Source organism: Hwanghaeella sp. 1Z406, from assembly GCF_048892425.1.
Lineage (GTDB): Bacteria > Pseudomonadota > Alphaproteobacteria > UBA8366 > Aestuariispiraceae > Pacificispira.
The window spans coordinates 50,823-77,564 of sequence record NZ_JBLZHU010000007.1 but is presented as its reverse complement, the minus strand read 5'-3'; the positions used below and the strand labels follow the sequence as shown (position 1 = coordinate 77,564).

The following is a 26,742-nucleotide window of genomic DNA, read 5'->3' as shown; positions in this document are numbered from 1 at the left end:
CCTGATAGTGGAAAAGCCCAGCGGATCAATCCTTGTCGGGGGGCTTGGGTCACAATGACTGCCGCTGATGCCAATGATGTTGATGCCTTTATAGAAGACTGGACCGATGCGTATTTCCTGCGCACGCGGGAAATTGTCGCCAAATTTGGCGATATCCAGGTTACATACGCAATCTTCATGCGCCGCCCGGTCGTGTCTGCACCCCGGTTGGCTATTGATTGGTTGAATGACATCATTGCGGCACGCGGCAGCATGGTGAAGATCGACCTGCTGTTTGAAGAAGGTCGATGGGTCGGGGCGGGGGAGCCGTTGATGTATATCACAGGGTCTTTTCATGACCTGTGTGATCTGGAAACCCTGTTCCTTCAGAAAATTGGTCCGGCCTGTGTATCGGCCTATAATGCTTTCACCATGTGTCAGGAACTGCCCAATGTTGCCTTTCTGGCGATGGATGCGCGCCATTGCGCCGGGACGGAAATGGCGGAAATCATGGCCTATGCGGCTTCTGTCGGGTCGGATCGTGCGAAGCGGAAGTCGGCGGCAGTTGGATTCATCGGGAATGCGACCAATGCAACAGCCCGTTATTTTGGCCGGGATTCCGGCCTTGGCACCATGCCCCATGCCTTGATCGGCTATGCCGAGTCCACCGTTCGCGCGGCGGAGATGTTTCATGAAGCCCATCCTGATCAACCCCTGACCGTTCTGGTGGATTACTTTGGGCTGGAAGTCAGTGACGCCCTGGCGGTCTGTCATCGGTTTCCTGAAATAGCAGCGGAAGGCAGGCTTTCCGTGCGAATAGATACGCCGGGTGGTCGTTTCCTGGAAGGTTTGGACCCCGCAAACTCCTATGCCGTTCTGGATCGCAATGCGCCGCGGTCTATCCGGGGCTATCGCAACGAGGGAGAACTGCGCCATCTGATCGGCCCGGGTGTTTCCGCCGCTGCTGTCTGGCATATGCGTGAGGCGCTGAATAATGCGGGCTTCCCAGCCGTCAAGATTGTCGCTTCTTCTGGCTTCGGGCCAGAGAAATGCAAGGTTATGGCGCTGGCGGATACACCAATTAATGTCATTGGGACCGGAAGCTATCTGCCGGAACGTTGGGCGGAAACCTATGCCACCGCGGATATCGTGGAATATGACGGCCAACCCCGCGTGAAGGTCGGGCGCGAATTTCTTCTGCGCAAGCCGCCGGTCTCCTGATTGAATTATCGCAGCATTTTAGAGGTTTGTGCGCCGTGATAGAGACCCCGACACTCCTGGATCTGCAAGAGTTTCGGTCCAATCTGGTTGGCCAATACATTCGGGACTTCTTTGACTATTGGGATCGGTTGCGTGGGTCCAGATCCATGCCAATGCGATCCGAGGTCGATCCGCTGGATGTTCCCCGGCCCATACTCCCCAGCCTGTACATCCTAATTCGCGATGATGATGGCGGGTTCCGCTTTCGATTGGTCGGGACGCGCCTGGCGGAAATTTTTGGTCGGGATATTACGGGCAAAAGAATTGAAGAAGTGCTGCATGATGAGGTTCTTAGCAATGCGCTGCGATCCTATGATATGATAGTAAGACTGGGAAAACCCTCGCATTCCCAGGCACTTTATTTCCCAGCCTCTGGCGAAAACCCGTTCCTGTATCAACGGCTGACCTTGCCTTTGGGAACAGACGCACAGACAACTCACTTGCTGGGTGCATTGTTTCTACAGCGGGAAGATCTGCCTTTTGTAACCTACAGCGACGTCGAAGCGCGTGAGGTGGTGACAACATCAGATCGCGTTGAAACTATGTTGGCTTAGGCCTCATTGGGGTCTTCTGTCGTGGGTTTAGGCGGGGATGCTTCAGAGGGGATAACGTTGTTCAAATGAACAACGCGCTGGGCATAGGGAATGACGATCCCTTCTTTCGGGAAGCGCCGCAGGATTTCTTTGTGAAGGTCGCTGGATATCCAAAGAACCCAAAGAATATCGCTGGTGAAAATGCGCAACTCCATATCGATCCGGCTTTCGCCGATATTCATAACCAGGGCAACGGGTTCTGGAATTTTGCGGCATCGCGGATGGGCACGCCCGATTTTCAACAGAACCTCGCAGACATGATCAATGTCGCTGTCCAGGGCGACCCCGACAGGTACATCGACTCGCCCGATTTTATCCTTATGGGTCCAATTCTTTAGTGATTGAGACAATAGGTCCGCGTTGGGGACAATTACGCTGGCCTTCTGCCAGGTTTCAATTTCTGTCGCACGCATGTTGATTTGCTTCACAAAACCTTCGTTTTGGCCAACAACCACCCAGTCGCCAATCTTAATCGGGCGTTCAATCAACAGGATCAGGCCTGATACAAAGTTATTCACGATATTCTGAAGGCCAAACCCGATACCGACCGACAGCGCCCCGGCAATTAGGGCAATATTGGTAAGGTCGACGCCAATAACGGCAACCGCCATCCCGGTCGCAAAAATAAACCCGATGTAACCGATTGCTGCGGTAATGGTATGGCGCAGGCTTTCCTCAATCTCAGTTTCAGGCAGGATCTTTTCGGCCAGGCTGCGTTTCAACGCCCGGACCAATGCCAGACTGGTTACAAATACAAAGATTGCCAGCAAGATATCAGCGAGCGAAATTTTGACGCTGCCAACCTGCATTCCCCCAAGGATAAATCGCGCATTGCGGAGTAAATCCGTTTCGGAAATACCCCAATTGGGGGCAATCACGCTGATGCCGACCAAAAAGATCAAGATATCCAAAAGGAAACGTGCAGAAAATTTCAGGCGGCTTCTTGTTTTGTGACGCAGGGCCAGATTGTGCCGAAAAACGGTGCTTCTGGTGGTAAGCGCGATGCCTTCGCGAAACAAACCTCGTAAAATGTAGAGGATGGAGACCAGAATGGCTGTCCCCAGAATATTGTTCAAAAGAAAGTTACCCAGATTGGTATAGCCAAAGACCGGCGCAAGGGCGCCTGTACAGGTAATCAGAATCAATATGGCCCGTACCAAAGCCCAAAACGGTTTGGTTGTGCGACCAATCGTGTCGTCTGGATCATCTGGATCGTCGGGGTCGTCCTGTTGGTCTTTTGTCGACGTATCGGCGGGAACAGGACCGTCCGCAGGCGTGTCTTCCGTTTGCGGTATGGTCCAAAGACTGCGCTGCAATAGGGCAAGTGCCAGACCACCCTGCGCCAGATTGAAGATCAGGGTCCAGGTTGAAAAGAATTCAGGTGTTAGAATTCCTTGCAATGGGCCGATTTCAGTACCGGCGCGGGTCACGAATTCATCAATACAGAATAACAATGCCAAGGGGACCAACAGAGCCAGAATCCGCTTTGCCTGATTTGGGGATAACAGGGTCAACCGCCAATCAGGATCATTTGGTGATAAGGCGGCATGGGGCAGGGCCGTGGCCAATACGAACGTCAACAGGCTTTCCGCCACCAAACGCAGGATCAGTCCAAAATCATTGTTCAGCGCCCCACCATCCGTATAGGTGCGCACAATAATGACGGTCAAAATGACAGCGGGAATGATACCACGTGCAACGCCATCCGCTGTCGCGGCTAATAGACGGCGGCTATAGGGGGGCTCCTGCTCTACAGGGTAGGGGCCAAACCGCTTTAAGACCCTGATGCGCAGCCACCAGGCGATTCCAACACCAATCAGGATGAAAATGCCTGGCTGTATGACGGTCCCATATTGCCGTTGCTTTTGCAGAAAGGTTTCCCACCAGTCCGACGCCATTGCGCCAATTTTTGCGATGAATTGTCCAATATTGCCCGGAATCTTGGTCAGGGTGGATGGATCATAGGGCAGCGGTCCCTGCTGTATAAGCTCCTCATACAGGCGGCTGCGCTGGGCAACGCCGACCTTGGTCTCTAAGGCTGTCGCCCGGGATATGGTCAGGTCTGCCAGGGCGATATGGGATTTTGCCTGTGACAGGGCCTCGTTCAGACGGGCGCGTTCTTTTGCGACGGGATCCGGCTCCGGGGCTGCGTCCTTTTCATCCGGCGGGGCGCCAAGGGCGGTAAGGTTCGACTGGAGTTCTGCCTGTTTTTGTTCAGCTGCTTTGCGCGCGTCTGTTGCCTGGGAAATGACGCGCGTTACCGTTCGCTTCACGAAATCGCCAGCATCTGGTGACGGGTCTGGTTGGGTGATCAATTGTTCCGCAACATCCAGATCCGCATTCCAGTCATCGACCTGATTTTGGAAATCCTGTAAGTCAGTTTCGATCGAAGATTGCGCCCACGACGACTCGGTCGGTGAAACAGCAACCGCCAGCAACAGGAAAAAGGCGACGAGTATTCTAAAAGGCATCAAGACTCTCAACGGGTTGCGGACGGACATGTGTGCGGGATGGACTGTAGCATAGTGCTCCGTTAAGAACAGTCTATGCAAACAGATACAAAAACGACTGATTTGGATACGGACCCGGCTCTGGCACACCAATTGGGCTATGGTCAAACTGTCCGCGATTGCCGCGCCGATCAGATAGGCCCGCGCGGTCTGGATGATGCGGTTCTGGGCGATCTGCTGAGCCGGTTGTCCCCGGCCTTGAAGCGGCTGCGATCCGCCCATGAGATGGACACGATGCCTTTCCTGCGGCTGCCATCGGCACGCAAAGATCTGGCAGCGCTGGCGCCGATTGCCGATCATTATCAGCGGCGCTTTGATGATGTCTTGATTCTGGGAACGGGCGGCAGTTCGCTGGGATCACGGGCCCTGTATGAAATGGCAGACGGCGACTCTGACCGCATCCGCAGCGCGCCCACCTTGCATATCATCACCAATGTGGACCCGTTCGTATGGGATCGAATGATCCGGCGACTGGACTATCGTCGCACCGGGATCATCGTGATTTCCAAGTCGGGCGGTACGACGGAAACGATGATGCAGTTCTTATCGGTTCTGCCGGTGGTACTGGAACGGTTGGATCCGGACGAATTAGCGCGCTGTATCACGGTAATCACAGAACCGGGAGATAACCCGCTTAGGAAACTCGCTGCGCGCTATAATCTTCCGGTGCTGGATCACGATCCTCGTGTGGGCGGGCGATATTCCGTGTTAAGCGTTGTTGGCATGCTGCCGACCCTGATTTCCGGACTAGATGCGGTGGAGATTCGACAGGGCGCACAGGCAGTATTGGATCAGGCCTTCGCGTCGATTGATACGCCTGCAGCCTGTGCGGCGGCGGTTGGGGCGGCCATCAGTGTCGGTTTGCAGCGTCAGCACAATATTGCTGCGACGGTGATGTTGGCCTATTCGGATCGTCTTGGCTCTCTGGCGCGCTGGTATCGCCAGCTTTGGGCGGAAAGCCTGGGCAAGGACGGGCAGGGCACAACGCCGGTCTATGCAACAGGACCGGTCGATCAACACAGCCAGTTACAGCTTTGGCTGGATGGGCCTTCTGACAAGATGTTCACGGTTCTAGGGGGCCCAAAAGATCAGGACGGCTATGGCATCGACGCTTCTTTGGCTGATGATCCCAGGCTGGCCTATATGGTAGGCCGGTCGATGGGGGATCTGATGGATGCGTCGCGCAGGGCGACAGCAGAGACCCTGGCACGTCATGGACGCCCGGTGCGCCATATTGAAATGACGCGCATTGATGAAGGATCGATGGGGGCCCTGATGATGCATTTCATGCTGGAAACGGTCCTGGCCGCCGATTTGATGGGGGTTGATCCATTCGATCAGCCCGCTGTTGAGGGCGGCAAAATTCTGATCCGCAAATATCTATCAGAGCAGGGCGGTGGCGCGAAATGACCCCTGCGCCGTCACAAGACAAAGTGGCAGGAACCTCAGTCATCCGCCGTTTGCCTGATACATTGGTCAACCAGATTGCCGCTGGGGAGGTTGTGGAACGCCCGGCGTCTGCGGTGAAGGAATTGGTGGAAAATGCCCTGGATGCTGGGGCAATGCGGGTGGATGTGACCATTCGCGATGGCGGGCGGGCCTTGTTGTCGATCGCAGATAATGGGCGCGGGATGACCCCCGACGAACTCAGCCTTGCGGTGGAACGGCACGCGACTTCCAAGCTGCCAGATGGGGATCTGTTTCATATTTCGACCCTGGGATTCCGGGGGGAGGCATTGCCTTCCATCGGATCCGTTAGCCGCATGTCCATTGTCAGCCGGGCGCGCGACGCGCAAGAGGCTTGGCGGATAGAGATTGAAGGGGGCCGCGTCTTTGACCCTAAGCCCGCCCCAGGTGGCCCTGGAACAACTGTCGAGGTTCGCGATCTTTTCTTCAGTACCCCGGCAAGATTGAAATTCCTGCGCAGCGCCAGGGCGGAAAGCGGGGCAATTCAGGACGTCTTGAACCGCCTGGCCATGGCGCATCCTGATATCGGATTCAGCCTGACCGAAGATGGCCGCGAAAAGCTGCGCCTGAATGCGGCCCAGGGCGAATTACTGGACCTGCGCCTGAAGCGCCTGGGGTCGATTATGGGCCGGGAATTTCAGGAAAATGCCCTGCCGATTGATGCTGAACGCGAAGGGTTTCGCCTGACCGGCTTTGCGGGGGTGCCAACCCTGAACCGTGGTAATGCGGCGATGCAATTCCTGTTCGTCAATGGCCGCCCGGTGCGGGACAAACAATTGATCGGTGCGGTGCGCGGGGCCTATCAGGATTTTCTAGCCAGGGATCGCCATCCCTTGTTGGCGCTGTTTCTGGAATGTGAACCCCGCTCAGTGGATGTGAATGTGCATCCGGCAAAAACGGAAGTGCGTTTTCAGGAACCGGGGCTGGTGCGCGGGTTGATCGTCAGTGCCCTCAAGCATGCCCTGGCGGAGGCCGGGCACCGTGCCTCCACCTCTGTATCCCATGCGGCTTTGGGGGCGTTTCGCCCCGGGAGTCTGCCTGATACGCGCCAGGCCAGCTTCAGCGGCGGTGGATATGCCTATCGTCCCCCCAGCCCACCATCGCCGGGTCTTGCTGCATCGACCTATGCGTTTCAGGGGCCGGAGGGATTTGCGCCTTCCGCGCGGGATGAAACTGTCAGTCAGGTGGATCCTGCCACTGGGGAGGTCACACAGGCCCCGCCCTTAACATCCTATCCGCTGGGTGCGGCGCGGGCGCAGGTGCATGCCACCTATGTTGTATCCCAGACGGAGGATGGCATCGTCATCGTTGATCAACACGCCGCCCATGAACGGCTGGTCTATGAACAGATGAAGGCAGCAATGGCAGCAGGCGGCGTCCCGCGACAGGGATTGCTGATTCCTGAGATTGTGGAGCTTGGGGAACGGGCCGCGGATCGTGTGCTGGACCGGTCCGTAGAATTGGCACAGTTGGGTCTGGTGCTGGAAAGCTTTGGTCCCGGTGCCGTTGCGGTGCGTGAAACCCCTGCACTGTTGGGTGAAGTTGATGCTCAGGCCCTGGTGCGCGACCTGGCCGACGAACTGGAAGCGTTGGGAAACACGTTCTCGCTGAAGGAAAAACTGGAGGATGTTTGTGGCACCATGGCCTGTCATGGCTCAGTTCGTGCCGGCCGGCGATTGAATACGGAAGAAATGAACGCCCTGTTACGCCAGATGGAGGCGACCCCCCATTCCGGTCAATGCAATCATGGTCGGCCCACCTATGTGGAATTAAAGCTGGCTGATATTGAAAAGCTGTTTGGTCGTCGCTGATCGGGCGTGAAATGCTGCACCGCACAGTGACGGGATTGAACCGAATCGCGAAGACAGGGATACTGGTTCCTATATAGCCTTGGTGGCAGCCGCGTCGCTGCCTGATCGGTGCCTCCAACCAGTGCCATATTTGGTCTCTGGATCGGTTTTATCTCTTTTGGCTCCGGCGCGGATCTGCCCCATAGACAGGGGCGGTCGGCAGTTTGATGACCGATACGCCCCCTCTAGACAGAGGAAGGGTTTAGCCATGAGCGTCGCTACATTGCTTGCCAAGAAACAGGGCAGCACCATCACAATTCACGCAGAGACTATAATTGCAGAAGCCGTCAGCATTCTTGCGGATCATAAGATTGGCGCGCTGGTGGTTGTAGATGATGGGAACAAGGTTATCGGCATATTGTCAGAACGGGATGTCGTGCGCGGTCTGGCGGCAAAGGGAGCTTCTGTTCTGACCCAGAATGTCAGCGACCTTATGACGGCGCCGGTCAAGACCTGTACCCGGTCAGAAAGTGCGGATGATGTAATGCGCCGCATGAGCAAGGGTCGATTCCGCCACATGCCCGTCGTAGAGGGGGATAAGCTGGTCGGTGTCGTCTCGATCGGTGATGTGGTTCAAAATCGGATCAACGCGTTGGAACAGGAAGCCGGCGCGATGCGCGATTACATCATGACCGGCTGATCTCGCCCGGTCGCCTTATCGATCATTACTGCCTGGCAACTGACTGGAAAGGCTGTAGACATGGGCGCGCAATGCATCCATCAGCGCATCGCGGTCGCCCGCCATGGCCTGTAACTGTGAATAACGCAGCGGTTCCCCGACACAGATATCCAGCGGTCGATTCAACTGGCGGCTGGCCGCGCCGATGAACAGGGATATCCGCAACCGGATGCTGATCCGACTGACCGCCTGAAAGACAAAGCCGTTCTGGCCCGGAAAATACAGGGGCAGCACCGTTGCCTGGGCTTCTCGGATCAGGCGGGCGGTGAAGCGTTTCCAGGGCAGGTCTTCTGCCGGACCCAGAACTTTAGGCGCGGTTGATACGCCCCCGGCCGGAAATATGACAATGGTTTCCCCAGCCGCCAGGGCAGCCAACGCATCCTTGCGCAATTGCAGGTTTTTCTGCATTGCCTCCCGGGTTTCTGAGAAATCGACAGGCAAAAGATAGGGCTGGGGTTCCGGCACCCTTAACAGGGCCTCATGCACCAGAACTTTGAAATTCCTCCCCAATCTTTCGGCAAGGGCGGCTGCGGCGACACCGTCCAGCAATCCATAGGGATGGTTGGCGATGATGATGCGCGGTTCGTCTGTAGCCACCAAGGGGGGCCATGGCGCCCCGTGCAGACGCAGTTCGACCCCCAGCATCTCAAGCGCTGAGTCCCAGAAGGGAGCGCCTTGGGCATATTTTTCCACCCGCCAACGCTGATACAACCGGTGTATTTTCTTGGATCCGGTCAGGCGTTCAATGACCTTGATCACAGCGCGCATGGCCCGCGAATCACTGGGCAGCGCATAGCTTAGTTCACCACTGGGCTGCAACAGGCGCGGTGTCTTGGGGAGTGCTTCTGACGCGGGGGTTTCAAGGGCTTGGGACACAATCCCTCCTGAATAATGAATAAGCCCTTTTGTATATCAAAGAATTGTTACAAATGCGCGGTTGTCACAGTATTTTGATCGCCCGATCCTGATGTTTGGCGAACATAAACTGTCCGATGATTGCCCCGATAAGGGCGATTGCCATATCTTTCTGGGCGTCCCAGACATCGCCCTGCTGACCCAGGAAGCTTTCGGCATCCCCATCCAGAATTTCGACGCTGAGCCATTCAATCAATTCATATCCAGCACTGATGCCCAGTGTTGATAAAGTGACAATGGAAAACAGCCATGCCCCTGGACGCAAAGGGGTCAGGCGGATCAAAAGTTCCCGCGCGACAAGGGCGGGGACCAATCCCTGCACCAAATGCCCCAGGCGGTCATAGGGATTCCGGCTGAGACCCAGACTGTCGCGCGCCCAATCACCGATCGGGACCAGAGCATAGGTATAATGTGCGCCTACCAACAGGATCACGCAGTGGACCCAGATCAGACAATACAACAGGGGCGTGAGCGGAAAGCGCTGGATCGTCAATGCCAGAAGCGGCACTGCGATCAAGACGGGCAGCGCTTCCATCCACCAGGTCAGGCGTTCATGGGGCGCAATCCAGGACCAGATCAGAACCGGCAACAGCGCTGCGGCTAACCCGATTGGCAGCCGCAGATCTGTGCCGTCCTGATTGTTCTGGGACATTACGCTGACAGCTTGTCCAGTTCCGCCAGCAGGGCATCGCCCATCTGGGCTGTGGACAGGGCCTGGCAACCGGGGCTCATGATATCCAGGGTGCGCTTGCCGGATTTCAGCACCGCCTGTGCGGCCTGTTCCAGCAGGTCAGCCTCATCGCCCATGTCAAAGCTGTAGCGCAGGCTCATTGCGAAGCTCAACAGCATGGCCAGCGGGTTGGCCTTGCCCTGGCCCGCGATGTCGGGGGCGGAGCCATGCACGGGCTCGTACAAGGCCTTGCGGCGACCCGTTTCGTCGACGGAGCCCAGTGAGGCGGATGGCAACATGCCCAGCGATCCGGTCAACATCGCGGCGCAATCTGACAGCATATCGCCGAACAGATTGTCGGTGACGATGACGTCAAATTGTTTCGGATTGCGTACCAACTGCATGGCACAGTTATCGGCATACATATGACCCAGTTCCAGATCGTCATAACCGCCGGATTTGTGCAGTTCGGTAACCGTCTGACGCCAGAAGACGCCGGTCTTCATGACATTGGCTTTTTCAACCGATGTCACCTTGCCCCGGCGTTTGCGGGCCAGGTCAAAGGCAACTTCAGCAACGCGGACCACTTCGTCCTTGGTATAGGATTGGGTATCGATGCAGCGTTCCTTGCCTTCATACATCTGCATGCCGCGCGGTTCGCCGAAATAGACGCCCGCGGTCAGTTCGCGCACGATCATGATGTCCAGACCCTGAATGACTTCAGGTTTCAGAGTAGAGGCATCCAGCAGCGCATCAAAGGTGACGGCGGGGCGCAGATTGGCAAACAGGTCCATTTCCTTGCGCAGGCGCAACAGACCGGCCTCAGGACGCGCATCCCATCCCAGATTGTCATATTGCGGGCCACCGACGGCACCAAAGATCACGGCATCGCAGTTTTGCGCCTTGTCCATCGCTTCATCAGTCAATGGCGTACCATACGCATCATAGGCGGCCCCGCCGACCAGATCTTCTGCAATGTCGAAAGACACCGCGCGGCGCTTGTCCATCCAATCGACGACTTTTCGGATTTCGGTGCAGACTTCGGGGCCAATGCCATCGCCGGGCAGCATGAGCAGTGTCTTATTGGACGCCATAGAATATTCCCTCGCCATTGTGCTTATAGAGTAGGGAAGCGTTTTAGCCCCGCCCATAGGGGGAGAAAAGAAGATTTTCCTGAAATCGCCCGGTCACCACTGGCTGACAGTTGGGAATTGGGGGCAAAAGTTTCTGGCCGGACCCTAAGCGTATTTCCAGATTGACTTTGGAAGTCCCCCGGACAGAGACTTTACGATGAAGGGAGCATGCGATGACGGATACAAATAAGACCGATGGTAAGCCTTTGACCGGGCATTGTCTGTGCGGGGCCGTTCAGATTGAAATAACCGACCCTCAGGGCCCGGCCATTGCCTGTCACTGCACCCAGTGCCGCCGACAAAGCGGAAACTATATCGTCAGCACCTATCATCCCATTGAGACTGTAAAGATCACTGGGGCACAGCACTTGACGTGGTTCCATTCGTCGCCTGACAGACCCAGGATACGGCGTGGCTTTTGTGCCACCTGTGGGTCAAACATGTTTTGGGAAAATGAGGACGGCTGGATCAGTGTGAATTTGGGATGCCTGGATACGCCCACCGGGTTGACCACCGCCTATCACATCTTTTGCGCTGATAAGGGCGATTACTACGAAATTGCGGACGGCCTGCCGCAATATGCAAAAGACGACTACCCTGAGCGTCAGGAGTGAAGGCGGTCGGCCAGATCATCAATTTGCCCGATGCGCCATAAGTGAATCTCTCGACTGAGTTTCAGCGTCGGCTTTATCAGGAAGAAGATCGAGCCTATCACAAAGAACCAGATTGCAGCAGTTTCCAGCGACGCCCAAAAGAACAGCACAGACCCGATGGTAAAACAGATCGCTGCGGCAAAATCGACAGCGGTATGGGCGATTTCGTACAGTGCATAGATACGGCGCGTATCTGCATTCTGTTCCTGATTTTCGCGGTAAAACAGGCGCATTGTGATCTCCAATAGGGTCTTAGCACGGGGAATTCGAAGACCAAGGCTTGCAAATAATGCATGATGATCCAAGCGCTTTTTCCGCGAAAGCGTGATGTCGCAAATTTGTTTTCAGGGTATGCTGATCGCGGGTTCGTATTAGGAGGCTTTGTATGAAAGAACATCCCATCACTGGTGGCATAGCAGCCGAATTGTCCGGCATTGATTTGAAACAGCCGATTTCCGATGATCTGGCGGAGGCATTGCGCGATTCCCTTGCGCGTAATCTTGTGTTGGTGATCCGCGATCAGTTCCTGGATGTCGATCAGCATCGCCGCCTGGCGGAGGTTTTTGGCCCCCCTGCGATCAACCCCTATGCGCCGGGTAAGGGCGATCATCCGGAAATGACCAGCGTGATTAAGGAAGCGTCTGAGCGCACGGGGGTTTTTGGGGGTGGCTGGCATTCGGATCTGACATTCCTGGAAAAACCACCCGGCGGATCAGTTCTGTGTGCCATCCAGATTCCCCCTTATGGCGGGGATACGCTGTATGCCAGTCAACAGGCGGCCTGGGACGCTTTGCCCGAACCCTTGAAGCAATTGCTGGATGGGCGTGACGCCATTCATGTCGGCAAACCCTATGGCGTGAAATGGGCGCCGCCCGTTGAAGAGCAATCCATGAAGGGCTCCACCAAGCGCAATGACCCCGAAGCAGATAAGGAACGCTTTCACCCAGCCGTGCTGACCCATCCAGTGACCGGTCGCAAGGGTTTGTATATCAATGAAACCTATACAATGCGCCTGGACGGCCTCAGCGAGGCCGACAGCGCGCCCATCCTGCGCCAGATTTTCCAGCACAGCACCTTACCTGAATTCTGCTGTCGCCTGCGTTGGTCGCCCGGAATGATCACAATCTGGGACAATTACTCAACCCAGCACTATGCCATCAACGACTATCACGGCCACCGCCGCGAAATGCGCCGCACGACCTTTGAGGGCGACCGCCCCATTCGGGAGTGGGCTTAAAGATTAGGCACAAATCACTAATGCATGTTTGGGTTCTTTTATGCTGTGAATTATCATTGATGGTGGTGTAAAAACATCTACTATTCCTCCGTAATATTGATAGGGGGAAAAAATGGCTATAATTTCAATCAATGATGTGAGGGGCTGTATACTCAAGAGCATTGAGCAAGCAGCAATGAATTTTGAGAAATGGACCCGGAATTATTGGGTTACCGATTACGGTGCAGAAGGTTTGATTCAAGCGCGGGTTGCGGAGAATCTCTTTAACCTTCAAAAAAATAATAAAAATCAAGAGCTGGCGGTTGGCATTGAGATGTCAGTCAGTGATCTCATGTATTACGAGATATCATCATCTCATAAGCGAAAATTAGCATCTGCTGTTATACAGGAAAACAGTCGTCCTGATGTTTGCATGTGGGATAAGAACGGAAATGTTCCCTATATAATTGAAATTAAACGGCGCTGGGAAAACGGCCCTGCTGAACGGGATGTTAAAAGATGTGGGGATTTCCTTCGTATTTTTGCGGGTGAAGGTGGTGCAGGAACCCGAGCTGCCTTTTTTGGGGTGATTTTACACAGAAGCGCTCGAAACCAAGGACGTATGTTCTTTGATTTAGAAGAAGATTTAGAAATTGGCAAAAGGGAAGGCGATCAACTTCTGAAGAAAAGAACGGAACAATTTTTGAAAGAAAAGGCCGAGACGTTCTTGGGGGATGGTCGTCGCGCAACGCTAAAAGTCACAGCCGAAGTTTCAAAATCCCATGACTTTGAACATGATAAAAACTGGCCATACGGCGAAGGCTCTGAAGACTTTGCGGATCAATGGAAATGGCGCGCCGCTGTGGTGCAGATTCAGCGCGCTTAACTCAGAGCATGGCTATAGCCGGATGTTGACCCTATTTCACTCGGCCGCCTCCTGATAGGCCTCCATTGGGGGGCAGGTGCAGACCAGGTTTCTATCGCCTGCCACATTGTCGATGCGCGCGACGGGGGGCCAGTATTTGTCGTCGCGGGTGGCGGGCAGGGGGAAATAGGCGACTTCCTTGCTGTAGGGTTTGGGCCAGGGGTCTGACATCAGCAGGTGATGGGTGTGGGGCGCATCGGTCAGCGGGTTGATATCCCGGTCTGATGCACCGCTTTCCACATCGCGGATTTCCTGGCGGATCTGGATCATTGCGTCACAGAACCGGTCCAATTCCCGTTTCGCCTCGCTTTCGGTCGGCTCAATCATCATGGTTTCCGGCACGGGCCAGGACATGGTCGGCGCGTGGAAGCCATAATCGACCAAACGCTTGGCGATGTCTTCCACGGTGATGCCGCAACTGTCCTTAAACGCGCGACAATCAACGATGCATTCGTGGGCCACCGTACCATTGCGGCCCTTATAGAGGATCGGGTAATGATCCTCCAACCGCTTGGCGATGTAGTTCGCATTCAGAATGGCGATTTCCGTCGCTTGGCGCAGACCCTTGGGTCCCATCATGCGGATATAGGCCCAGACGATGGGTAGAATGCTGGCCGATCCCCAGGGCGCGGCAGAAACGGGGCCAATCGGCTCCCCCTCATGGGCATAGGGGTTCAGGCCTTCAACCATGGGATGGGACGGCAAGAAGGGGGCCAGATGCCGTTTCACGCCAATTGGTCCCATGCCGGGACCACCGCCACCATGGGGGATGCAGAAGGTCTTATGCAGGTTCAAATGGCTGACATCTGCCCCGAATTTGCCGGGCTTACAGATGCCGACCATGGCATTCAGATTGGCCCCATCGACATAGACTTGACCGCCATGGGAATGGATCAGGGCGCAGATATCCTCAATAGTTTCTTCAAACACGCCATGGGTGGACGGATAAGTGACCATGATCGCCGCCAGCGTGTCGGAGTATTGTTCCGCTTTGGCCTTCAGGTCTTCCAGATCGACATTGCCGTGATCGTCACATTTGACGACCTTGACCTCCATGCCCGCCATGATCGCGCTGGCCGGATTGGTGCCATGGGCGGAAGAGGGGATCAGGCAGATCGTGCGCTGGGTATCGCCGCGGGTTTCGTGATATTTGCGGATTGTCAGCAGGCCCGCATATTCCCCCTGACTGCCCGCATTGGGCATCAGGGACAGCGCGTCATAGCCGGTGATTTCGCACAGCCATTCTTCCAGATCTTCAAACAGTTGCTGATAGCCCTGGGCCTGTTCCAGTGGAGCAAAAGGATGCAAATGCGCGAAATGCCGCCAGGTGACGGGGATCATCTCCGTCGTTGCATTCAGTTTCATGGTGCAGGACCCCAGCGGGATCATCGACCGATCCAGCGCGATATCCTTCGCTGCCAGCCAGCGGATATAGCGCAGCATTTCCGTTTCGCCATGATACATGTTGAAAACGGGATGGGTCATAAAGCTGTCTGGCACGCGGCGCATCGCATGGGGGATGATGTCGTCGCCCGCATCCTTGTCCAGGGTGGAGACATTGAAAAGGCTGTCGGCCTTGGATGAAAACACCCTTAACAGGTCTTGGATATTGGCCTTCTTGGTGACTTCATCGACGGAAATTCCGATTGTATCCGCATCGACAAAGCGCAGATTAATGCGGGCTTCTTTCGCCTTTGCCAAAATGCGCGGGGCCTGGCCTGGTATGCGCACCTGGATCGTGTCAAAGAACTGATCATGCACGATTTCATGGTCCATGCGCCGCAGCCCTTCGGCCACGATCTGGGCCTTGCGGTGAATGCGACGCGCGATGCGGTACAGACCGTCTGGACCGTGATAGACCCCGAAGAATCCGGCGATAACGGCCAGCAGGACCTGTGCCGTGCAGATATTACTGGTCGCCTTTTCTCGTCGGATATGCTGTTCACGGGTTTGCAGCGCCATACGCAGGGCTTTCTTGCCTTCGGCATCCACCGACACGCCAATGATGCGTCCGGGGCATTGGCGCTTATAGACATCCTTGGTCGCAAAGAAGGCTGCATGCGGGCCGCCATAGCCCATGGGGACGCCAAATCTCTGGGCGGATCCCACCACGATATCGGCCCCGAACTCGCCAGGGGATTTCAGCATCACCATGGCCATCAGGTCACTGGCAATGACGGCAAGCCCGCCCTTGGCCTGAATCTGTTCGATGGGCTGCGTAATGTCACGCACCTGTCCCGATGATCCTGGATATTGCACCAAGGCACCGAAAACATCGGCTGCTTCCAGATCGGTGAAGGCGTCCCCCTGCACAATCGTCATGCCCATCGCTTGTGCGCGGGTTTTCAGGACCGCTAAAGTCTGGGGATGCACGTCATTATCGACAAAGAAGGCATCGGATTTCGTCTTACCCACCCGATGGGCCATGGCCATGGCTTCGGCTGCGGCGGTTCCCTCATCCAACAGGGATGCATTGGCGATTTCCATGCCGGTCAGGTCGATGATCATCTGTTGATAGTTCAACAGAGCTTCCAGGCGACCCTGGCTCACCTCCGCCTGATAGGGTGTATAGGCCGTGTACCAGCCGGGGTTTTCCAGAACATTGCGCAGGATGACCGGTGGCGTGACGGTGCCGTAATAGCCCATGCCGATCATGGTGGTGAACACCTCGTTCCGCTCAGATATGCGGCGCAGGTCTGACAGGGTGCGGCGCTCGCTGGTGGCCGGGGGCAGGTTCAGCGGCTCGTCCAATCGGATGGAGGCGGGAACCGTTGCCTGCAGCAGGGCCTCAATCGACGGATAGCCCAGTGTCGTCAGCATTTCGCGGATCTGGGACTGACCCGGCCCAATATGGCGACGAATGAAATCCTCCCGGATTTCCAAATCGTCCAGGGTCAGACGATCAAACTGGCTATTGGTCATAAAGACTCTCCTGCAGGGCTTTTGGCAAATGCGGGCCGGAATGGCCCAGTCTTTTAAGGTTTAGTCTTCTATGAAGTCGCCGTATTCGCTCTCCGTCATCAGATCGTCCAGTTCCCCGGCATCTTCGATCTTCATCTTGAAGAACCAGCCGTCCCCTTCTGCATCTTCATTGACCAGGGCCGGATTGTCGGTCAGGGCGTCATTTACTTCCAGGATTTCCCCGCCGATTGGCGCATAGACTTCACTGGCGGCCTTTACCGATTCGACGACGCCGGCTTCATCATCCTTGTTAAAGACGGCGCCGACTTCCGGCAGGTCGACAAAGACGATATCCCCCAATTGCTCTTGCGCGTGAATGGTAATGCCTATGGTGGCGGTATCGCCGTCGATTTCGATCCATTCATGCTCTTCAGAAAATTTGCGTTCGGCCATGACGACTATAGCTCCCCTATTCTCAGGTTGGGTCATTGGTTGTTTGGTAGGCTTGGTTTACCCGATGAACTGTACCTTGAAATTGTTAACCCCGAAAGAATCCGGGCGGTACGAAAGGCATTTTTGTGATGGTGGCGGGCAGGGATTTTCCCCGAACCGACAAGAAAACAGGCGTTCCCGGTTTTGCATAGTCAATGGGGACATAGCCCATGGCAACGGGACCGCCGACCGTCGGGCCAAAACCGCCACTGGTGATCTGTCCAATTTCCGTCCCACCGTCCGCATCCAGAATAAGGGTTCCTTCGCGGGCCGGGGCGCGACCATCGGGCAGAATGCCAACCCGTTTGCGCGTTGCGCCTTCTGCGATTTGTTTTTGCACAATTTCTGCGCCAGGAAAGCCGCCTTCTGCGCGGCGGCGCTTGCCGATAGACCACAGCAGCCCCGCTTCGATGGGGCTGGTGGTCGTATCGATGTCATGACCATACAGGCATAGGCCTGCTTCCAGTCTCAGCGAATCGCGGGCGCCCAGCCCTATCGGTTCGACGGCGGGATCCCCCAGCAGCAGGCGGGCCAACGCCTCGGCCTGGTCATTAGGAACGGATATCTCATACCCATCTTCGCCGGTATAGCCGGATCGGCTGATCCACAGATCGATGCCATCAAATTCGACCACGGTTTGGCTCATGAATGGCATCGTTGCCAGGGCCGGACCAAACAATCGCGCGGCAACACCCGACGCTTTTGGTCCCTGAAGCGCGATCAAGGCGCGGTCTTCCAGGGGCTCTACACGGATGCGGCCTTTCAAGGCCTTGGCAATATGGGGCAGGTCCTGATCCTTGCAGGCCGCGTTCACGACCAGATACAAACGGTCACGGCCCAAGGCGGCGATGGGGCGGGTCACCATTAAATCATCCAGAATGCCGCCTGCTTCATTCAGCAATTGGGAATAGCGTTGTTGCCCTGGCTCCAGGGATTGAACATCCGCTGGCACCAGGCTTTCAAAAGCGATTGCGGGATCGGACCCATCTTCGGCGATCAGCCAGGCCTGGCCCATATGGGAAACATCAAATAATCCAGCCGCGTTGCGGGTATGTAGATGTTCTTTCAGGATGCCAGCTGGGAATTGTACCGGCATATCATAACCGGCAAAGGGAACCATCTTGCCGCCCAATTCCCGGTGCAAGGCGTTCAACGGCGTGATCGCCAATTCCTGATCAGACATACAATCGGCCCCTTCCAAGGTCCAAAACAAAAAGGCGCGTCCCGAAATCAATCGGTGGCGCGCCCCCTCTGTCATGGAACCTGAGAGTGTGACCGATCCCGACATGATGAAGAGGGTGATCCCTCTATCAGTCGGGGTGGCTTACCCCTTCGGTGGATAGGGTCTGAACAGACCGCATCACTTTCCAGATTGTCCTAACCCGCGCGGTCCAGGGGCCTGAGAGATTCCGGGGCGGTTGCTCCTTCGGCGGCGACCCATCGGGTCACACTCTCCCACGCAGGTATAACGAACTATAGCGCGGCGAGAGTACCTGATCCCTTTGCCGTGTCAAGGCGGTGGGGAGGATGCTGGATCGGACTGCTGCGCGACCTTCGCTTTGCCCAGCAAGAAGGGCACGATCAGGCTGATGGCCAGGAATCGGATAATCTGGTGCCCTGCCACAAAAGCCGGGTCCGTATCCAAAGTGAAGGCCAGAACTGTCATGGCTTCCAGCCCGCCCGGCGCAAAGGCCAGCCAGACCTGCATGAAGGGCAGATCCAGAAAGGCCGCTGTTGGCCAGGCAAATAGGCTGGTGATCGCAAGCCCTAAACCGGTCGCGCCGATTCCGGCTTTGGTGCAGGAAATCAGGAATTTTTTTGTGCTGCCTGCGAATCGCGTGCCGATGGTCGCACCACAAATGATCAGCGGCGGATACAGGACGTAGGCAGGAATAGCACCTTCCACCGTGCCTGTCATGAACAGGGCGCCACTGATAACCATTGGGCCTGTAAAATAGGGGGCGGGAATTCGGAGCAAGCTTCCTAATGGAACCCCTAAGTAGGAGAGTGCCAGGACCATCGCAATTTCTGGCCAGCCCAACATTTCCTTAGGAATCGCTGTGGGCAGCGGCGAATGCACATTCGTATAGCCTACAACAATTGGGATCAGCACCATAACGGTTGCCAGCCGCACGGTTTGGATGACGGCAACCCGACGTGTATCGGCGCCGATCTCTGTCGCGACAGCGACAACAAAACTCATCGCCCCTGGGACGGAACACAAGATCGCCGTGTTGCGATCATAATGATGAACCCGGCGCAGATACAGGCGAACCAGCGCCAACAGGATAATCATGCTGATGCCGAGCATGATCAGGGATACAGGCCAGTCTGGGATAGAAGACAGGCTGTTTCGGTCAATACCAGCCCCCAGCAAGGATCCCGTCGCGATAAAGCTGAGATTGCTTAACGGGTTCGGTAATTCCGCCTTGCGCCCGGCGATGACCCATATTGCGACGGCCAGCATGGATCCGCTGAGATAGGCGGCGGGAAGGTCCAAAAAGTCAAAGACGCAGCCCCCCAAAGAGCCGATCAACAGCGTGATAAGGAGGGTCCATGTCAGGTCTGAAAACGGGTTCTTATATTGGAATTGGGTCAGCGACGGCTTTCCTCGCGATTGTACTGTAATTCTTCCTCAGACAGGACCAGACCGATGAAGAGGATGAACGACTTGGCGGATTGTTCTTCTTTCTTCGGGATCACGACAGTCACCGTATCTGCCGAGACAGTCGTGGTGCGATTGCCGTCAAAATTCAGGGTCATATCCATTTCACGCCGGTTCAGGATCTGACGATCTGGCGTTGATACCGCCAGAAACAGACTGATGGGCTCTATACCTGATTTCTGGGCCGGGCCACGCACACCGCGCACCGCGATAGGAAAGGTCATTTCAACTTCCTCATCCTTTACGGTGCATTCCCCAGACAGGAATCGAATTTCCCCACGCATCACAACGTCCGTGATGTCACGCCCGGATCCAGGGGCAAAGCGCGTCACCCGCTCCGTATCCAGTGGGATCAGAATGGGGGGGCAGGGAATAATCTTTGTCGGTTCCGCGCAGGCCGTAAGGACAGTCAGACAAATCCCGAGAAGCAAAAGCCGCATATTCAGTTTAACTCCCTGCATACTGAAAAATCCCATTGTAAACTTCGTGGCATGTTAGAATTTTGAATGCGTACCGTCACACAGTGGTCCGCGATCACTATGCTTGCAGCCACAGAAAAATATCGTGCGTGACTTATCTGCGGTATAGATTTGTGGTGTCATTTTTGTCCCTGTGTGGCTTCCGTCGCAAAAGGGCTGGGATGCAGAACGCCCGCAGGCGCACCAGAAGTACTTTTGTCCCGCCACAACTTCAATGGGGAAGGGTTGTTTCGCCGCGATCAAAGGATCGGTCATCGTGATGTTCCACCATCATGCGGGGCGCGTTGGATGCGCAATTTCACTGTAGGGGGAGACTAATCGACAGGCCCGCCTGGAACAAGCGCCGCGCGGGAATAACTCCTTCTCTGTTGACGGAATTGCCGGAACACGCGACGTAAGGGAATGCAGTGTGGAATGAAAGAATGAAACATGGCTGATGTGAAACCAGATTTGGCGATAAAACTGGCAGGCCCCCGCGGTTTCTGTGCCGGTGTGGACCGGGCTATCCTGATCGTTGAAAAGGCGCTGGAAAAATTCGGCGCCCCTGTTTATGTGCGCCACGAGATTGTCCATAACCGTTTTGTTGTCGAATCACTGGAAAGCAAGGGGGCAATCTTTGTTGAAGAACTGGACGAGGCCCCAACCGACCGGCCGGTGATTTTTTCTGCCCATGGTGTGCCGAAATCCGTTCCTGCCGCCGCACAGGCGCGGGAGATGATTTATGTCGATGCGACCTGTCCCCTGGTCAGCAAGGTCCACCGGGAAGTGGAACGCTATCACGATGGCGGGCATACGATCATTCTGATTGGCCATGTCGGTCATCCGGAAGTGGTTGGCACAATGGGGCAATTGCCAGACGGGGCGGTCGTTTTGGTCGAAACCCTGGCGGATGTGGCGAAACTGGATTTCCCCCCTGATGCGCCATTGGCTTTTGCGACTCAGACCACATTGTCGGTGGACGATACGGCGGAAATCATTGATGCGTTGCGGGTACGCTATCCAGACATTGCCGGGCCAAAGCGCGAAGATATCTGTTATGCCACGACCAATCGTCAGGCGGCAGTGCGGGCCCTGGCGGCAGAGGTTGAGGCCGTGCTGGTCATCGGTGCCCCAAATTCGTCAAATTCCCGTCGGTTGGTTGAAGTCGCGCGGGTTGCGGGCTGCCCAAAGGCTGCTTTGGTTCAACGGGCCACCGACATTGATTGGGACTGGATGCAGGGTGTTTCCCGGCTTGGCATATCCGCCGGTGCCTCCGCCCCGGAAGTACTGGTGGAAGAGGTGATCAATGCATGTCGTGATCATTATGCGGTCACGGTCAGCCAGATCTCCATTGCGCAGGAAGATGTGGAATTCAAGCTTCCCCGTCTTTTAACCCAGTAAACTTTTAACCCAGTAAACTTTAACCAAATCGATAAGCGACGGATTCAGTATGGCGGTTTACACGGATGTATCCGACGAAGATATGTCGGCCTTTATCGCACAATACGGCATTGGCGACTTGGTGTCGGCAAAAGGCATTGCGGAAGGGGTGGAGAATTCCAATTACCTGATCCGGACCACCCAGGACACCTTTATCCTGACCTTATATGAAAAGCGCGTGAAGCGTGAAGATCTGCCGTTCTTCATCGGTTTGATGAACCATCTGGCGGAAAAAGGCCTGCCCTGTCCGCGTCCGATTGAAATGCCGGACGGCACGGCGCTGCGGGATCTGAATGACAGGCCTGCAGCGGTCACCAGCTTTCTGGAAGGCATGTGGGCGCGGCGCATCCGCAAGGAACATTGTGCGCAATTGGGGGCGGCCCTGGCGGATCTGCATGCGGCTGGTGCGGATTTTCCAATGCAGCGCCGCAATGGTCTGACGCTTGGGGATTGGCGTCCCTTATTTGAGAAGTCAGAAGCCCGCGCCCATGAAGTTCATAAGGATATGGCACCGCTGATCCGCGCAGAACTGGATTTTCTGGAGGCGAATTGGCCAAAGGACCTGCCCATAGGGGTGTGTCATGCCGATATGTTTCCCGACAATGTGTTTTTCATCGGGGATCGGCTGTCTGGCGTGATCGACTTCTATTTCGCCTGCACGGATTTCCTGGCCTATGATTTGGCAATCTGTTTGAACGCCTGGTGTTTTGAGCGGGATCGCAGTTTCAACGTCACCAAGGCCCGGGCCTTGCTGTCCAACTATGCGCAGCATCGTCCGCTGACATCGGCGGAAATTGAGGCATTGCCCATTCTGGCGCGAGGGTCGGCGATGCGATTCTTGCTAACGCGATTATATGACTGGTTGAATTGCCCACCAGGAGCCTTGGTGCGTCCCCATGACCCAATGGACTATTTTGACAGGCTGCGATTCCATCAGGGTGTCTCCGCCGCCAGCGCATACGGATTTGATGGGTCATGAGCGAAAAGACCCTGGTTGAGATTTTCACTGATGGTGCCTGCAGCGGCAATCCTGGTCCCGGCGGATGGGGCGCGGTCATCCGTTGGGGTGCCCATGAAAAGGAAATCTGTGGCGGCGAGTTGGACACAACGAACAACCGTATGGAATTAATGGCCGCGATTGCCGGGCTGGAGGCGCTGACGCGCCCCATGGCTGTACGCCTGACGACAGACAGTACCTATGTCAAAGACGGCATTACCAAATGGATCCATGGCTGGAAAAAGAATGGCTGGAAGACGGCGGCGAAAAAACCTGTGAAGAATGCGGATTTATGGCAGCGACTGGAACTTGCCGTGGCCCGGCACAAGATCGAATGGGCCTGGGTCAAGGGGCATGCCGGACATCCAGAAAATGAACGAGCCGATGAATTAGCCCGTCAGGGCATTCCAGGGCGTGGTTAACGGGTATGTAACATTTCTAGCGTTCTTTTGACGCCGCACCGCGTTCAACCGGACAGTCCAAGTCATCACCACAACATTCCTCACGACACAGTCTGCACATTGGATAGGCGTCTTTCGGGTGATGCACCAGGTCAACCAATATGGTTTCGACCATCCGTTCCAACTGGGAGCGTTGCGTGCCGGTAAGGGGCGTCAGCGCATTGGTGATCAGGGCTTCGCGCGCGTTGAGAATTGACTCGGCACAAGCAGTTCCAGACTCGGTCAGTATTAGCTGCATGGTCCGCCGGTCCGAACCGGCCCTCTTTGCCACCAGTTTGCGTTGCTCTAATTGCTGTATGGCCCGAACAATTGTGGATTGGCTTTTATTCTGTTGTTTGGCGAGATGCTCAATCAATAATCCAGGCTCGCTGCGAATTGCGATCAGGATGGAGGAACCGATTCCGCCAATCCCGGTAACTTCTTCAGCTTCTGCCGTTATTCTGTCGGCCAAAGTGAGCGCCAGTGCGCCCAGTATATTTTCAAGCCTGGAGTCTTGTGGATTTTGAATGGGAATTACTCCTCAAAGGCGCATCTTAGAACATCGATGATGCGTCTTCCATCGCGAAAGTCCTGATCCTTATCTGGATTGTAACATGCCGTCGTCATGCCGACGAGCATGGGCGATTGAACGAGAGGCCGCAGGAGTGCTGAGAGTTGCGCCCAGGTCAATCCGTTAGGCATAGGATAATCAGACGATGGAAAGTCCACTTCATCGAGAACATCCCAATCAAGATGAAGCCAGAATTTTGATGCGACACCTTGCTGATAGCGGAGAATTTTCTGCGCGATGACCGCAGGTGTCGATTGGTGAATTGCGTCCGCGTCAATGAGCTGGGGCGGGATAGGGAAATCTTCTGGCATTAGGGCGCTTTGGCGCAGGGCGATATCCCGATCCCGGAAGCCGACCAATGAAACAGTGTGCGGTGCCAAGCCGGGCCAGCAATCCATTTCAGGCCCCAGGGAGGCGTTGCCTTTGCCCAGAATGAAGTTCATTGGCATGTCAGCGAAATCCCCGGTTGGCGAGGTTTTGCCATCATAAAGATCAAGATGCCCATCGATATAAACTAAGCCGATTTGGCTGGACTCCTGATCCGAAACTTGGGCGGCAGCGGCAATAGCCCCGACAATATTGGTGCAGCAGCCACCGATCAAAATCGGAAAAGTACCCTCGTTCAAAAGACGTGTAACCTGCTTATGGGTTTCGCCAATCACATGCCGGACATCGTCTAGCGCTTTGATGCCGGAGATTGGGTCTCTCTGTGTTCCGTTGATTTCGACGGGAAGATCGTTTGAATCCTTGAGTTCCGGCAGCGCTTGGAGAAGTCCCAGACGCCTAAGGATGGTTGGGGCGCGCGCTGTGCCACCGGGTATTCCTTCGCAATCAACCGGCACGCCGAGAAGAGTTATGTTTAAAGGGTCGCGCATGATAGACATCTATATTAGATCGATGATGCATTAATCTATTTGAATTTTAGAAAGTGTCAATTCGCAAAATCTGTTCATCGAAAATGCGCTAGTACTAGTATAAGGGGATCTTAGCTGTGTGCCTGTGCTTCTGACTTGATGCGCCCGACCATGGCGACAAAACCGTTGCGGCGGTTTGGCGACAGATGGCTCTCCAGGCCCAGGCGCGTCAGGGCTTCGGTCGCGTCCAGTTCCGTGATTTCCTGCGGGGTGCGCCCGGAATACAGTTCCAGCAGGATTGCAATCAACCCCTTGACGATAAAGGCATCGCTGTCGGCGCGAAAGGACAGGGTGCTTGGCTCTGTGCTGTCATCGACCTGGCTGGTCATCCAGACTTGCGACATGCAGCCCCGCACCTTGTTGTCTTCGATCTTCTCGTCTTCCGGCATTGGCGGCAGTTTTTTGCCCAGATCCACGATATAGCGATAGCGCTCTTCCCAATCTTCGAAGAGTTCAAAATCCTCTACCAAATCATCAATGCTGCGCGCCATTTCGACCTCTGTTTTTATCTATGCCTTCCCGCGATATAGGCGGCCTGGGCTTCAGGGTAAAGGTCTAGCTATGATACAGGAACGGGCCACGGATATCGCCCAGCCAGGCCCAGGCCAAGAGAATCATATGGTCGCCCGTCCAGATCGCATGGGGGGTATCACCTGGAATCAACAGGCATTTGCCGGGATCGCGCACCTTTGGTGGGGTTGATCCAATCTGCATGGTCGCGGTTCCGGACACGGGCAGGTAAATCTCATCTGCCGCATGGGCGTGCAGGGGATAGAAGCAATGAGCATCGATCAACAGCAGGCCGACGCGCAGCCGTGTCGTTGGAACCCGCGCATCCTCCCCCACCAGGGTGCAGAAGGCGTGGCGATAGTGAAAGTCGGTCTGTCCATTATTAACATTCGGGTTCCCCGGTGCGCGCTGCCACGACAGTAAGGGCTTCATGGCTGCAATTGCGCCCCTCAGATAGGCGGTTTCCTGAGGGCCTTTCGCCAGGCAGGCGTCCAGTCGGGCGACGACGGGTTCGCTGGATGGATCCCAACTGCGCCGGGCGGGCCCCAAAGCATCCAGTTCAGACACAAGCGTATTGCACAGACGCCGCCCATCCCGGCGCAGCGTTTCCATAAAGGTGGTCAGAAAGGCATCTTCGGGCCTTTTGTTGGTGCTGCTCCATCCTGCAGAGAGAAAGGGTCTGTTTAGTGTCACGCTGCACCAACCGATGGACGGGGCCAAAGCACGGGAAACCAATCGTCCCGAAGGCGCTGGCCCGCCTGCATGCTATGCCCCGGATAGGGCGGAGAGGTACGCCCTGGACGCTCCACATATCGGGCATCATCTCCAACCCAGCGCATGGAAAATGCTCTGCGTCGATGGGGACCCTGATTGGCAGGCGCACCATGGACGGTGCGGTAATCAAACAGGATGGCGTCGCCCGGCTGCATGGTCCACGACAGCAGGGTATAGCGGTCGGGCTCTGCATCCGGATTTGGAACGGGTAGATAATCGTCCTTGTCTGGATAAAAGCCACTGTCATCCAGCCAGCGCACCGGCAGGACCAACTTGTCCCATAAATGCGAACCCTTGATGAATTGAGGACAGGCATCAAGACCAACCGGATCGACGGGTACCCAAATGCTGACGGTCTGACGGCCTTCGACAAAGTAATAGGGGCTGTCCTGATGCCAGGGTGTCTTTTTTGACGTACCGGGCTCTTTCACCAGAACATGATCATGGAAGAATTGCGCTGTCCGACTTTGCATAATCTGTGCGGCGGACTGACCAGCTGGCGAGTCCCGGATGATTTTTTCAAAAGCGGGTATTCGCGGCCAGTTGCAGTAATCGTCAAAAAACCGGCCGGTATCGGTCGCAGTTGTGTTTTCCGCTGCATAGGGGCCAGGCTCTGCCATGTTCTGGTCGATGCCCTGTGCAATGATATCCACCCAGTCGCGCAATAGTCCGCGCACCAGAACCACCCCGTCGGCAGCATAGGCATCAATGTGATTTTGCGTGATCATGG

The 26,742-nt window shown here is 55.7% G+C and carries 27 protein-coding genes and 1 riboswitch; of the genes, 11 read left to right on the top strand and 16 right to left on the bottom strand.

Going from position 1 to position 26,742, the window contains the following annotated elements; genetic code table 11:
* Nucleotides 1–54 precede the first annotated feature (54 nt).
* Complete coding sequence (locus ACOSDR_RS14290; RefSeq protein WP_420731690.1) at nt 55–1,200, top strand: nicotinate phosphoribosyltransferase; 1,146 nt, start codon at nt 55–57, stop codon at nt 1,198–1,200.
* 35 nt (nt 1,201–1,235) lie between these two features.
* Complete coding sequence (locus ACOSDR_RS14285; RefSeq protein WP_420731689.1) at nt 1,236–1,793, top strand: PAS domain-containing protein; 558 nt, start codon at nt 1,236–1,238, stop codon at nt 1,791–1,793.
* Here the strand turns inward: ACOSDR_RS14285 and ACOSDR_RS14280 are convergent.
* Complete coding sequence (locus ACOSDR_RS14280) at nt 1,790–4,303, bottom strand: mechanosensitive ion channel family protein (RefSeq protein ID WP_420725414.1); 2,514 nt, start codon at nt 4,301–4,303, stop codon at nt 1,790–1,792. The genes ACOSDR_RS14285 and ACOSDR_RS14280 overlap by 4 nt on opposite strands.
* A 75-nt stretch (nt 4,304–4,378) precedes the next feature.
* On the opposite strand from ACOSDR_RS14280, the gene ACOSDR_RS14275 reads away from it, so the two are divergent.
* The 3 genes from ACOSDR_RS14275 (at nt 4,379) to ACOSDR_RS14265 (ending at nt 8,299) form a co-directional block, all read left to right on the top strand.
* Nucleotides 4,379–5,752 carry a glucose-6-phosphate isomerase gene (locus ACOSDR_RS14275; RefSeq protein WP_420731688.1) on the top strand — a complete coding sequence of 458 codons (1,374 nt, stop codon included), beginning with the start codon at nt 4,379–4,381 and terminating at the stop codon, nt 5,750–5,752.
* Nucleotides 5,749–7,620, top strand: a complete 1,872-nt coding sequence (gene mutL / locus ACOSDR_RS14270) for a DNA mismatch repair endonuclease MutL (RefSeq protein ID WP_420731687.1) — start codon at nt 5,749–5,751, stop codon at nt 7,618–7,620. Before ACOSDR_RS14275 ends, mutL begins: the two co-directional genes overlap by 4 nt.
* A 247-nt stretch (nt 7,621–7,867) precedes the next feature.
* Nucleotides 7,868–8,299, top strand: coding sequence for a CBS domain-containing protein (locus ACOSDR_RS14265; RefSeq protein ID WP_420725411.1), 432 nt, complete (start codon nt 7,868–7,870; stop codon nt 8,297–8,299).
* 15 nt (nt 8,300–8,314) lie between these two features.
* On the opposite strand, the gene ACOSDR_RS14260 is transcribed toward ACOSDR_RS14265, so the two are convergent.
* The 3 genes from ACOSDR_RS14260 to leuB form a co-directional block, all read right to left on the bottom strand.
* Entirely contained in the window at nt 8,315–9,214 is a 900-nt protein-coding gene (locus tag ACOSDR_RS14260; RefSeq protein WP_420731686.1) for a 1-acyl-sn-glycerol-3-phosphate acyltransferase, read from the bottom strand.
* Between the two features lie 64 nt (nt 9,215–9,278).
* Nucleotides 9,279–9,905, bottom strand: coding sequence for a DUF2238 domain-containing protein (locus ACOSDR_RS14255; RefSeq protein ID WP_420731685.1), 627 nt, complete (start codon nt 9,903–9,905; stop codon nt 9,279–9,281).
* The gene (gene leuB, locus ACOSDR_RS14250) at nt 9,905–11,017 is read right to left on the bottom strand and encodes a 3-isopropylmalate dehydrogenase (protein ID WP_420725408.1); all 1,113 of its coding nucleotides are present in this window, start codon (nt 11,015–11,017) and stop codon (nt 9,905–9,907) included. Before leuB ends, ACOSDR_RS14255 begins: the two co-directional genes overlap by 1 nt.
* 212 nt (nt 11,018–11,229) lie before the next feature.
* On the opposite strand from leuB, the gene ACOSDR_RS14245 reads away from it, so the two are divergent.
* Nucleotides 11,230–11,670 (top strand): GFA family protein, encoded by a 441-nt coding sequence (locus ACOSDR_RS14245; protein ID WP_420725407.1) that lies wholly within the window; start codon nt 11,230–11,232, stop codon nt 11,668–11,670.
* Here the strand turns inward: ACOSDR_RS14245 and ACOSDR_RS14240 are convergent.
* The gene (locus tag ACOSDR_RS14240) at nt 11,661–11,942 is read right to left on the bottom strand and encodes a YrhK family protein (RefSeq protein WP_420725406.1); all 282 of its coding nucleotides are present in this window, start codon (nt 11,940–11,942) and stop codon (nt 11,661–11,663) included. The two genes, ACOSDR_RS14245 and ACOSDR_RS14240, sit on opposite strands and share 10 nt — an antisense overlap.
* A gap of 152 nt (nt 11,943–12,094) precedes the next feature.
* Here ACOSDR_RS14240 and ACOSDR_RS14235 point away from each other — a divergent pair, with 152 nt between their 5' ends.
* The gene (locus ACOSDR_RS14235) at nt 12,095–12,946 is read left to right on the top strand and encodes a TauD/TfdA dioxygenase family protein (protein ID WP_420731684.1); all 852 of its coding nucleotides are present in this window, start codon (nt 12,095–12,097) and stop codon (nt 12,944–12,946) included.
* 112 nt (nt 12,947–13,058) lie between these two features.
* The gene (locus ACOSDR_RS14230) at nt 13,059–13,811 is read left to right on the top strand and encodes a hypothetical protein (protein ID WP_420731683.1); all 753 of its coding nucleotides are present in this window, start codon (nt 13,059–13,061) and stop codon (nt 13,809–13,811) included.
* Between the two features lie 36 nt (nt 13,812–13,847).
* On the opposite strand, the gene gcvP is transcribed toward ACOSDR_RS14230, so the two are convergent.
* From gcvP to ACOSDR_RS14200, 6 genes are all read right to left on the bottom strand, one after another.
* Nucleotides 13,848–16,772, bottom strand: coding sequence for an aminomethyl-transferring glycine dehydrogenase (gene gcvP / locus ACOSDR_RS14225; protein WP_420731682.1), 2,925 nt, complete (start codon nt 16,770–16,772; stop codon nt 13,848–13,850).
* Nucleotides 16,773–16,832: 60 nt separating this feature from the next.
* Nucleotides 16,833–17,204, bottom strand: coding sequence for a glycine cleavage system protein GcvH (gcvH, locus tag ACOSDR_RS14220; protein WP_420725401.1), 372 nt, complete (start codon nt 17,202–17,204; stop codon nt 16,833–16,835).
* A gap of 85 nt (nt 17,205–17,289) precedes the next feature.
* The gene (gcvT, locus tag ACOSDR_RS14215) at nt 17,290–18,426 is read right to left on the bottom strand and encodes a glycine cleavage system aminomethyltransferase GcvT (RefSeq protein ID WP_420731681.1); all 1,137 of its coding nucleotides are present in this window, start codon (nt 18,424–18,426) and stop codon (nt 17,290–17,292) included.
* A 194-nt stretch (nt 18,427–18,620) separates the two neighbouring features.
* A riboswitch (glycine riboswitch) is annotated at nt 18,621–18,711 on the bottom strand.
* A gap of 42 nt (nt 18,712–18,753) precedes the next feature.
* Entirely contained in the window at nt 18,754–19,806 is a 1,053-nt protein-coding gene (locus ACOSDR_RS14210; RefSeq protein ID WP_420731814.1) for an AbrB family transcriptional regulator, read from the bottom strand.
* 32 nt (nt 19,807–19,838) lie between these two features.
* Complete coding sequence (locus tag ACOSDR_RS14205) at nt 19,839–20,369, bottom strand: hypothetical protein (RefSeq protein WP_420725399.1); 531 nt, start codon at nt 20,367–20,369, stop codon at nt 19,839–19,841.
* 33 nt (nt 20,370–20,402) lie between these two features.
* On the bottom strand, nt 20,403–20,642 hold the full coding sequence (locus ACOSDR_RS14200; protein ID WP_420725398.1) for a CDGSH iron-sulfur domain-containing protein: 240 nt from the start codon (nt 20,640–20,642) through the stop codon (nt 20,403–20,405).
* 174 nt (nt 20,643–20,816) lie between these two features.
* Here ACOSDR_RS14200 and ispH point away from each other — a divergent pair, with 174 nt between their 5' ends.
* Genes ispH through rnhA form a run of 3 tightly spaced genes read left to right on the top strand, consistent with a single transcriptional unit; the run spans nt 20,817 to nt 23,225 of the window.
* Complete coding sequence (ispH, locus tag ACOSDR_RS14195; RefSeq protein WP_420725397.1) at nt 20,817–21,767, top strand: 4-hydroxy-3-methylbut-2-enyl diphosphate reductase; 951 nt, start codon at nt 20,817–20,819, stop codon at nt 21,765–21,767.
* A gap of 49 nt (nt 21,768–21,816) precedes the next feature.
* Complete coding sequence (locus ACOSDR_RS14190; RefSeq protein ID WP_420731680.1) at nt 21,817–22,785, top strand: homoserine kinase; 969 nt, start codon at nt 21,817–21,819, stop codon at nt 22,783–22,785.
* On the top strand, nt 22,782–23,225 hold the full coding sequence (rnhA, locus tag ACOSDR_RS14185; protein WP_420725395.1) for a ribonuclease HI: 444 nt from the start codon (nt 22,782–22,784) through the stop codon (nt 23,223–23,225). Before ACOSDR_RS14190 ends, rnhA begins: the two co-directional genes overlap by 4 nt.
* Nucleotides 23,226–23,241: 16 nt before the next feature.
* On the opposite strand, the gene ACOSDR_RS14180 is transcribed toward rnhA, so the two are convergent.
* The 5 genes from ACOSDR_RS14180 to ACOSDR_RS14160 all read right to left on the bottom strand — a co-directional run bounded on the left by ACOSDR_RS14180 (nt 23,242) and on the right by ACOSDR_RS14160 (nt 26,740).
* Nucleotides 23,242–23,715, bottom strand: a complete 474-nt coding sequence (locus ACOSDR_RS14180; protein WP_420731679.1) for a MarR family winged helix-turn-helix transcriptional regulator — start codon at nt 23,713–23,715, stop codon at nt 23,242–23,244.
* Nucleotides 23,716–23,777: 62 nt separating this feature from the next.
* Nucleotides 23,778–24,689: an arginase family protein gene (locus tag ACOSDR_RS14175; RefSeq protein WP_420731678.1), complete on the bottom strand. Its 912-nt coding sequence runs from the start codon at nt 24,687–24,689 to the stop codon at nt 23,778–23,780.
* Nucleotides 24,690–24,799: 110 nt separating this feature from the next.
* Nucleotides 24,800–25,219, bottom strand: a complete 420-nt coding sequence (locus ACOSDR_RS14170) for a SufE family protein (protein WP_420725392.1) — start codon at nt 25,217–25,219, stop codon at nt 24,800–24,802.
* Between the two features lie 64 nt (nt 25,220–25,283).
* The gene (locus ACOSDR_RS14165; RefSeq protein WP_420725391.1) at nt 25,284–25,931 is read right to left on the bottom strand and encodes a dimethylsulfonioproprionate lyase family protein; all 648 of its coding nucleotides are present in this window, start codon (nt 25,929–25,931) and stop codon (nt 25,284–25,286) included.
* Complete coding sequence (locus tag ACOSDR_RS14160; protein WP_420731677.1) at nt 25,928–26,740, bottom strand: phytanoyl-CoA dioxygenase family protein; 813 nt, start codon at nt 26,738–26,740, stop codon at nt 25,928–25,930. The genes ACOSDR_RS14165 and ACOSDR_RS14160 overlap by 4 nt, the downstream gene beginning before the upstream one ends.
* Nucleotides 26,741–26,742 lie beyond the last annotated feature (2 nt).

What these genes read in the sequence shown, in the direction of transcription:
- leuB (WP_420725408.1), bottom strand. Translation starts at nt 11,017, where the DNA reads ATGGCGTCCAATAAGACACTGCTCATGCTGCCCGGCGATGGCATTGGC.
- ACOSDR_RS14290 (WP_420731690.1), top strand. Translation starts at nt 55, where the DNA reads ATGACTGCCGCTGATGCCAATGATGTTGATGCCTTTATAGAAGACTGG.
- ACOSDR_RS14275 (WP_420731688.1), top strand. Translation starts at nt 4,379, where the DNA reads ATGCAAACAGATACAAAAACGACTGATTTGGATACGGACCCGGCTCTG.
- mutL (WP_420731687.1), top strand. Translation starts at nt 5,749, where the DNA reads ATGACCCCTGCGCCGTCACAAGACAAAGTGGCAGGAACCTCAGTCATC.
- ACOSDR_RS14170 (WP_420725392.1), bottom strand. Translation starts at nt 25,219, where the DNA reads ATGGCGCGCAGCATTGATGATTTGGTAGAGGATTTTGAACTCTTCGAA.
- gcvH (WP_420725401.1), bottom strand. Translation starts at nt 17,204, where the DNA reads ATGGCCGAACGCAAATTTTCTGAAGAGCATGAATGGATCGAAATCGAC.
- ACOSDR_RS14160 (WP_420731677.1), bottom strand. Translation starts at nt 26,740, where the DNA reads ATGATCACGCAAAATCACATTGATGCCTATGCTGCCGACGGGGTGGTT.
- ACOSDR_RS14255 (WP_420731685.1), bottom strand. Translation starts at nt 9,905, where the DNA reads ATGTCCCAGAACAATCAGGACGGCACAGATCTGCGGCTGCCAATCGGG.
- ACOSDR_RS14240 (WP_420725406.1), bottom strand. Translation starts at nt 11,942, where the DNA reads ATGCGCCTGTTTTACCGCGAAAATCAGGAACAGAATGCAGATACGCGC.
- ACOSDR_RS14280 (WP_420725414.1), bottom strand. Translation starts at nt 4,303, where the DNA reads ATGCCTTTTAGAATACTCGTCGCCTTTTTCCTGTTGCTGGCGGTTGCT.
- ACOSDR_RS14230 (WP_420731683.1), top strand. Translation starts at nt 13,059, where the DNA reads ATGGCTATAATTTCAATCAATGATGTGAGGGGCTGTATACTCAAGAGC.
- ACOSDR_RS14200 (WP_420725398.1), bottom strand. Translation starts at nt 20,642, where the DNA reads ATGACCGATCCTTTGATCGCGGCGAAACAACCCTTCCCCATTGAAGTT.
- ACOSDR_RS14190 (WP_420731680.1), top strand. Translation starts at nt 21,817, where the DNA reads ATGGCGGTTTACACGGATGTATCCGACGAAGATATGTCGGCCTTTATC.
- ispH (WP_420725397.1), top strand. Translation starts at nt 20,817, where the DNA reads ATGGCTGATGTGAAACCAGATTTGGCGATAAAACTGGCAGGCCCCCGC.
- ACOSDR_RS14205 (WP_420725399.1), bottom strand. Translation starts at nt 20,369, where the DNA reads ATGCAGGGAGTTAAACTGAATATGCGGCTTTTGCTTCTCGGGATTTGT.
- gcvP (WP_420731682.1), bottom strand. Translation starts at nt 16,772, where the DNA reads ATGACCAATAGCCAGTTTGATCGTCTGACCCTGGACGATTTGGAAATC.
- ACOSDR_RS14175 (WP_420731678.1), bottom strand. Translation starts at nt 24,689, where the DNA reads ATGCGCGACCCTTTAAACATAACTCTTCTCGGCGTGCCGGTTGATTGC.
- gcvT (WP_420731681.1), bottom strand. Translation starts at nt 18,426, where the DNA reads ATGTCTGATCAGGAATTGGCGATCACGCCGTTGAACGCCTTGCACCGG.
- ACOSDR_RS14245 (WP_420725407.1), top strand. Translation starts at nt 11,230, where the DNA reads ATGACGGATACAAATAAGACCGATGGTAAGCCTTTGACCGGGCATTGT.
- ACOSDR_RS14235 (WP_420731684.1), top strand. Translation starts at nt 12,095, where the DNA reads ATGAAAGAACATCCCATCACTGGTGGCATAGCAGCCGAATTGTCCGGC.
- ACOSDR_RS14265 (WP_420725411.1), top strand. Translation starts at nt 7,868, where the DNA reads ATGAGCGTCGCTACATTGCTTGCCAAGAAACAGGGCAGCACCATCACA.
- rnhA (WP_420725395.1), top strand. Translation starts at nt 22,782, where the DNA reads ATGAGCGAAAAGACCCTGGTTGAGATTTTCACTGATGGTGCCTGCAGC.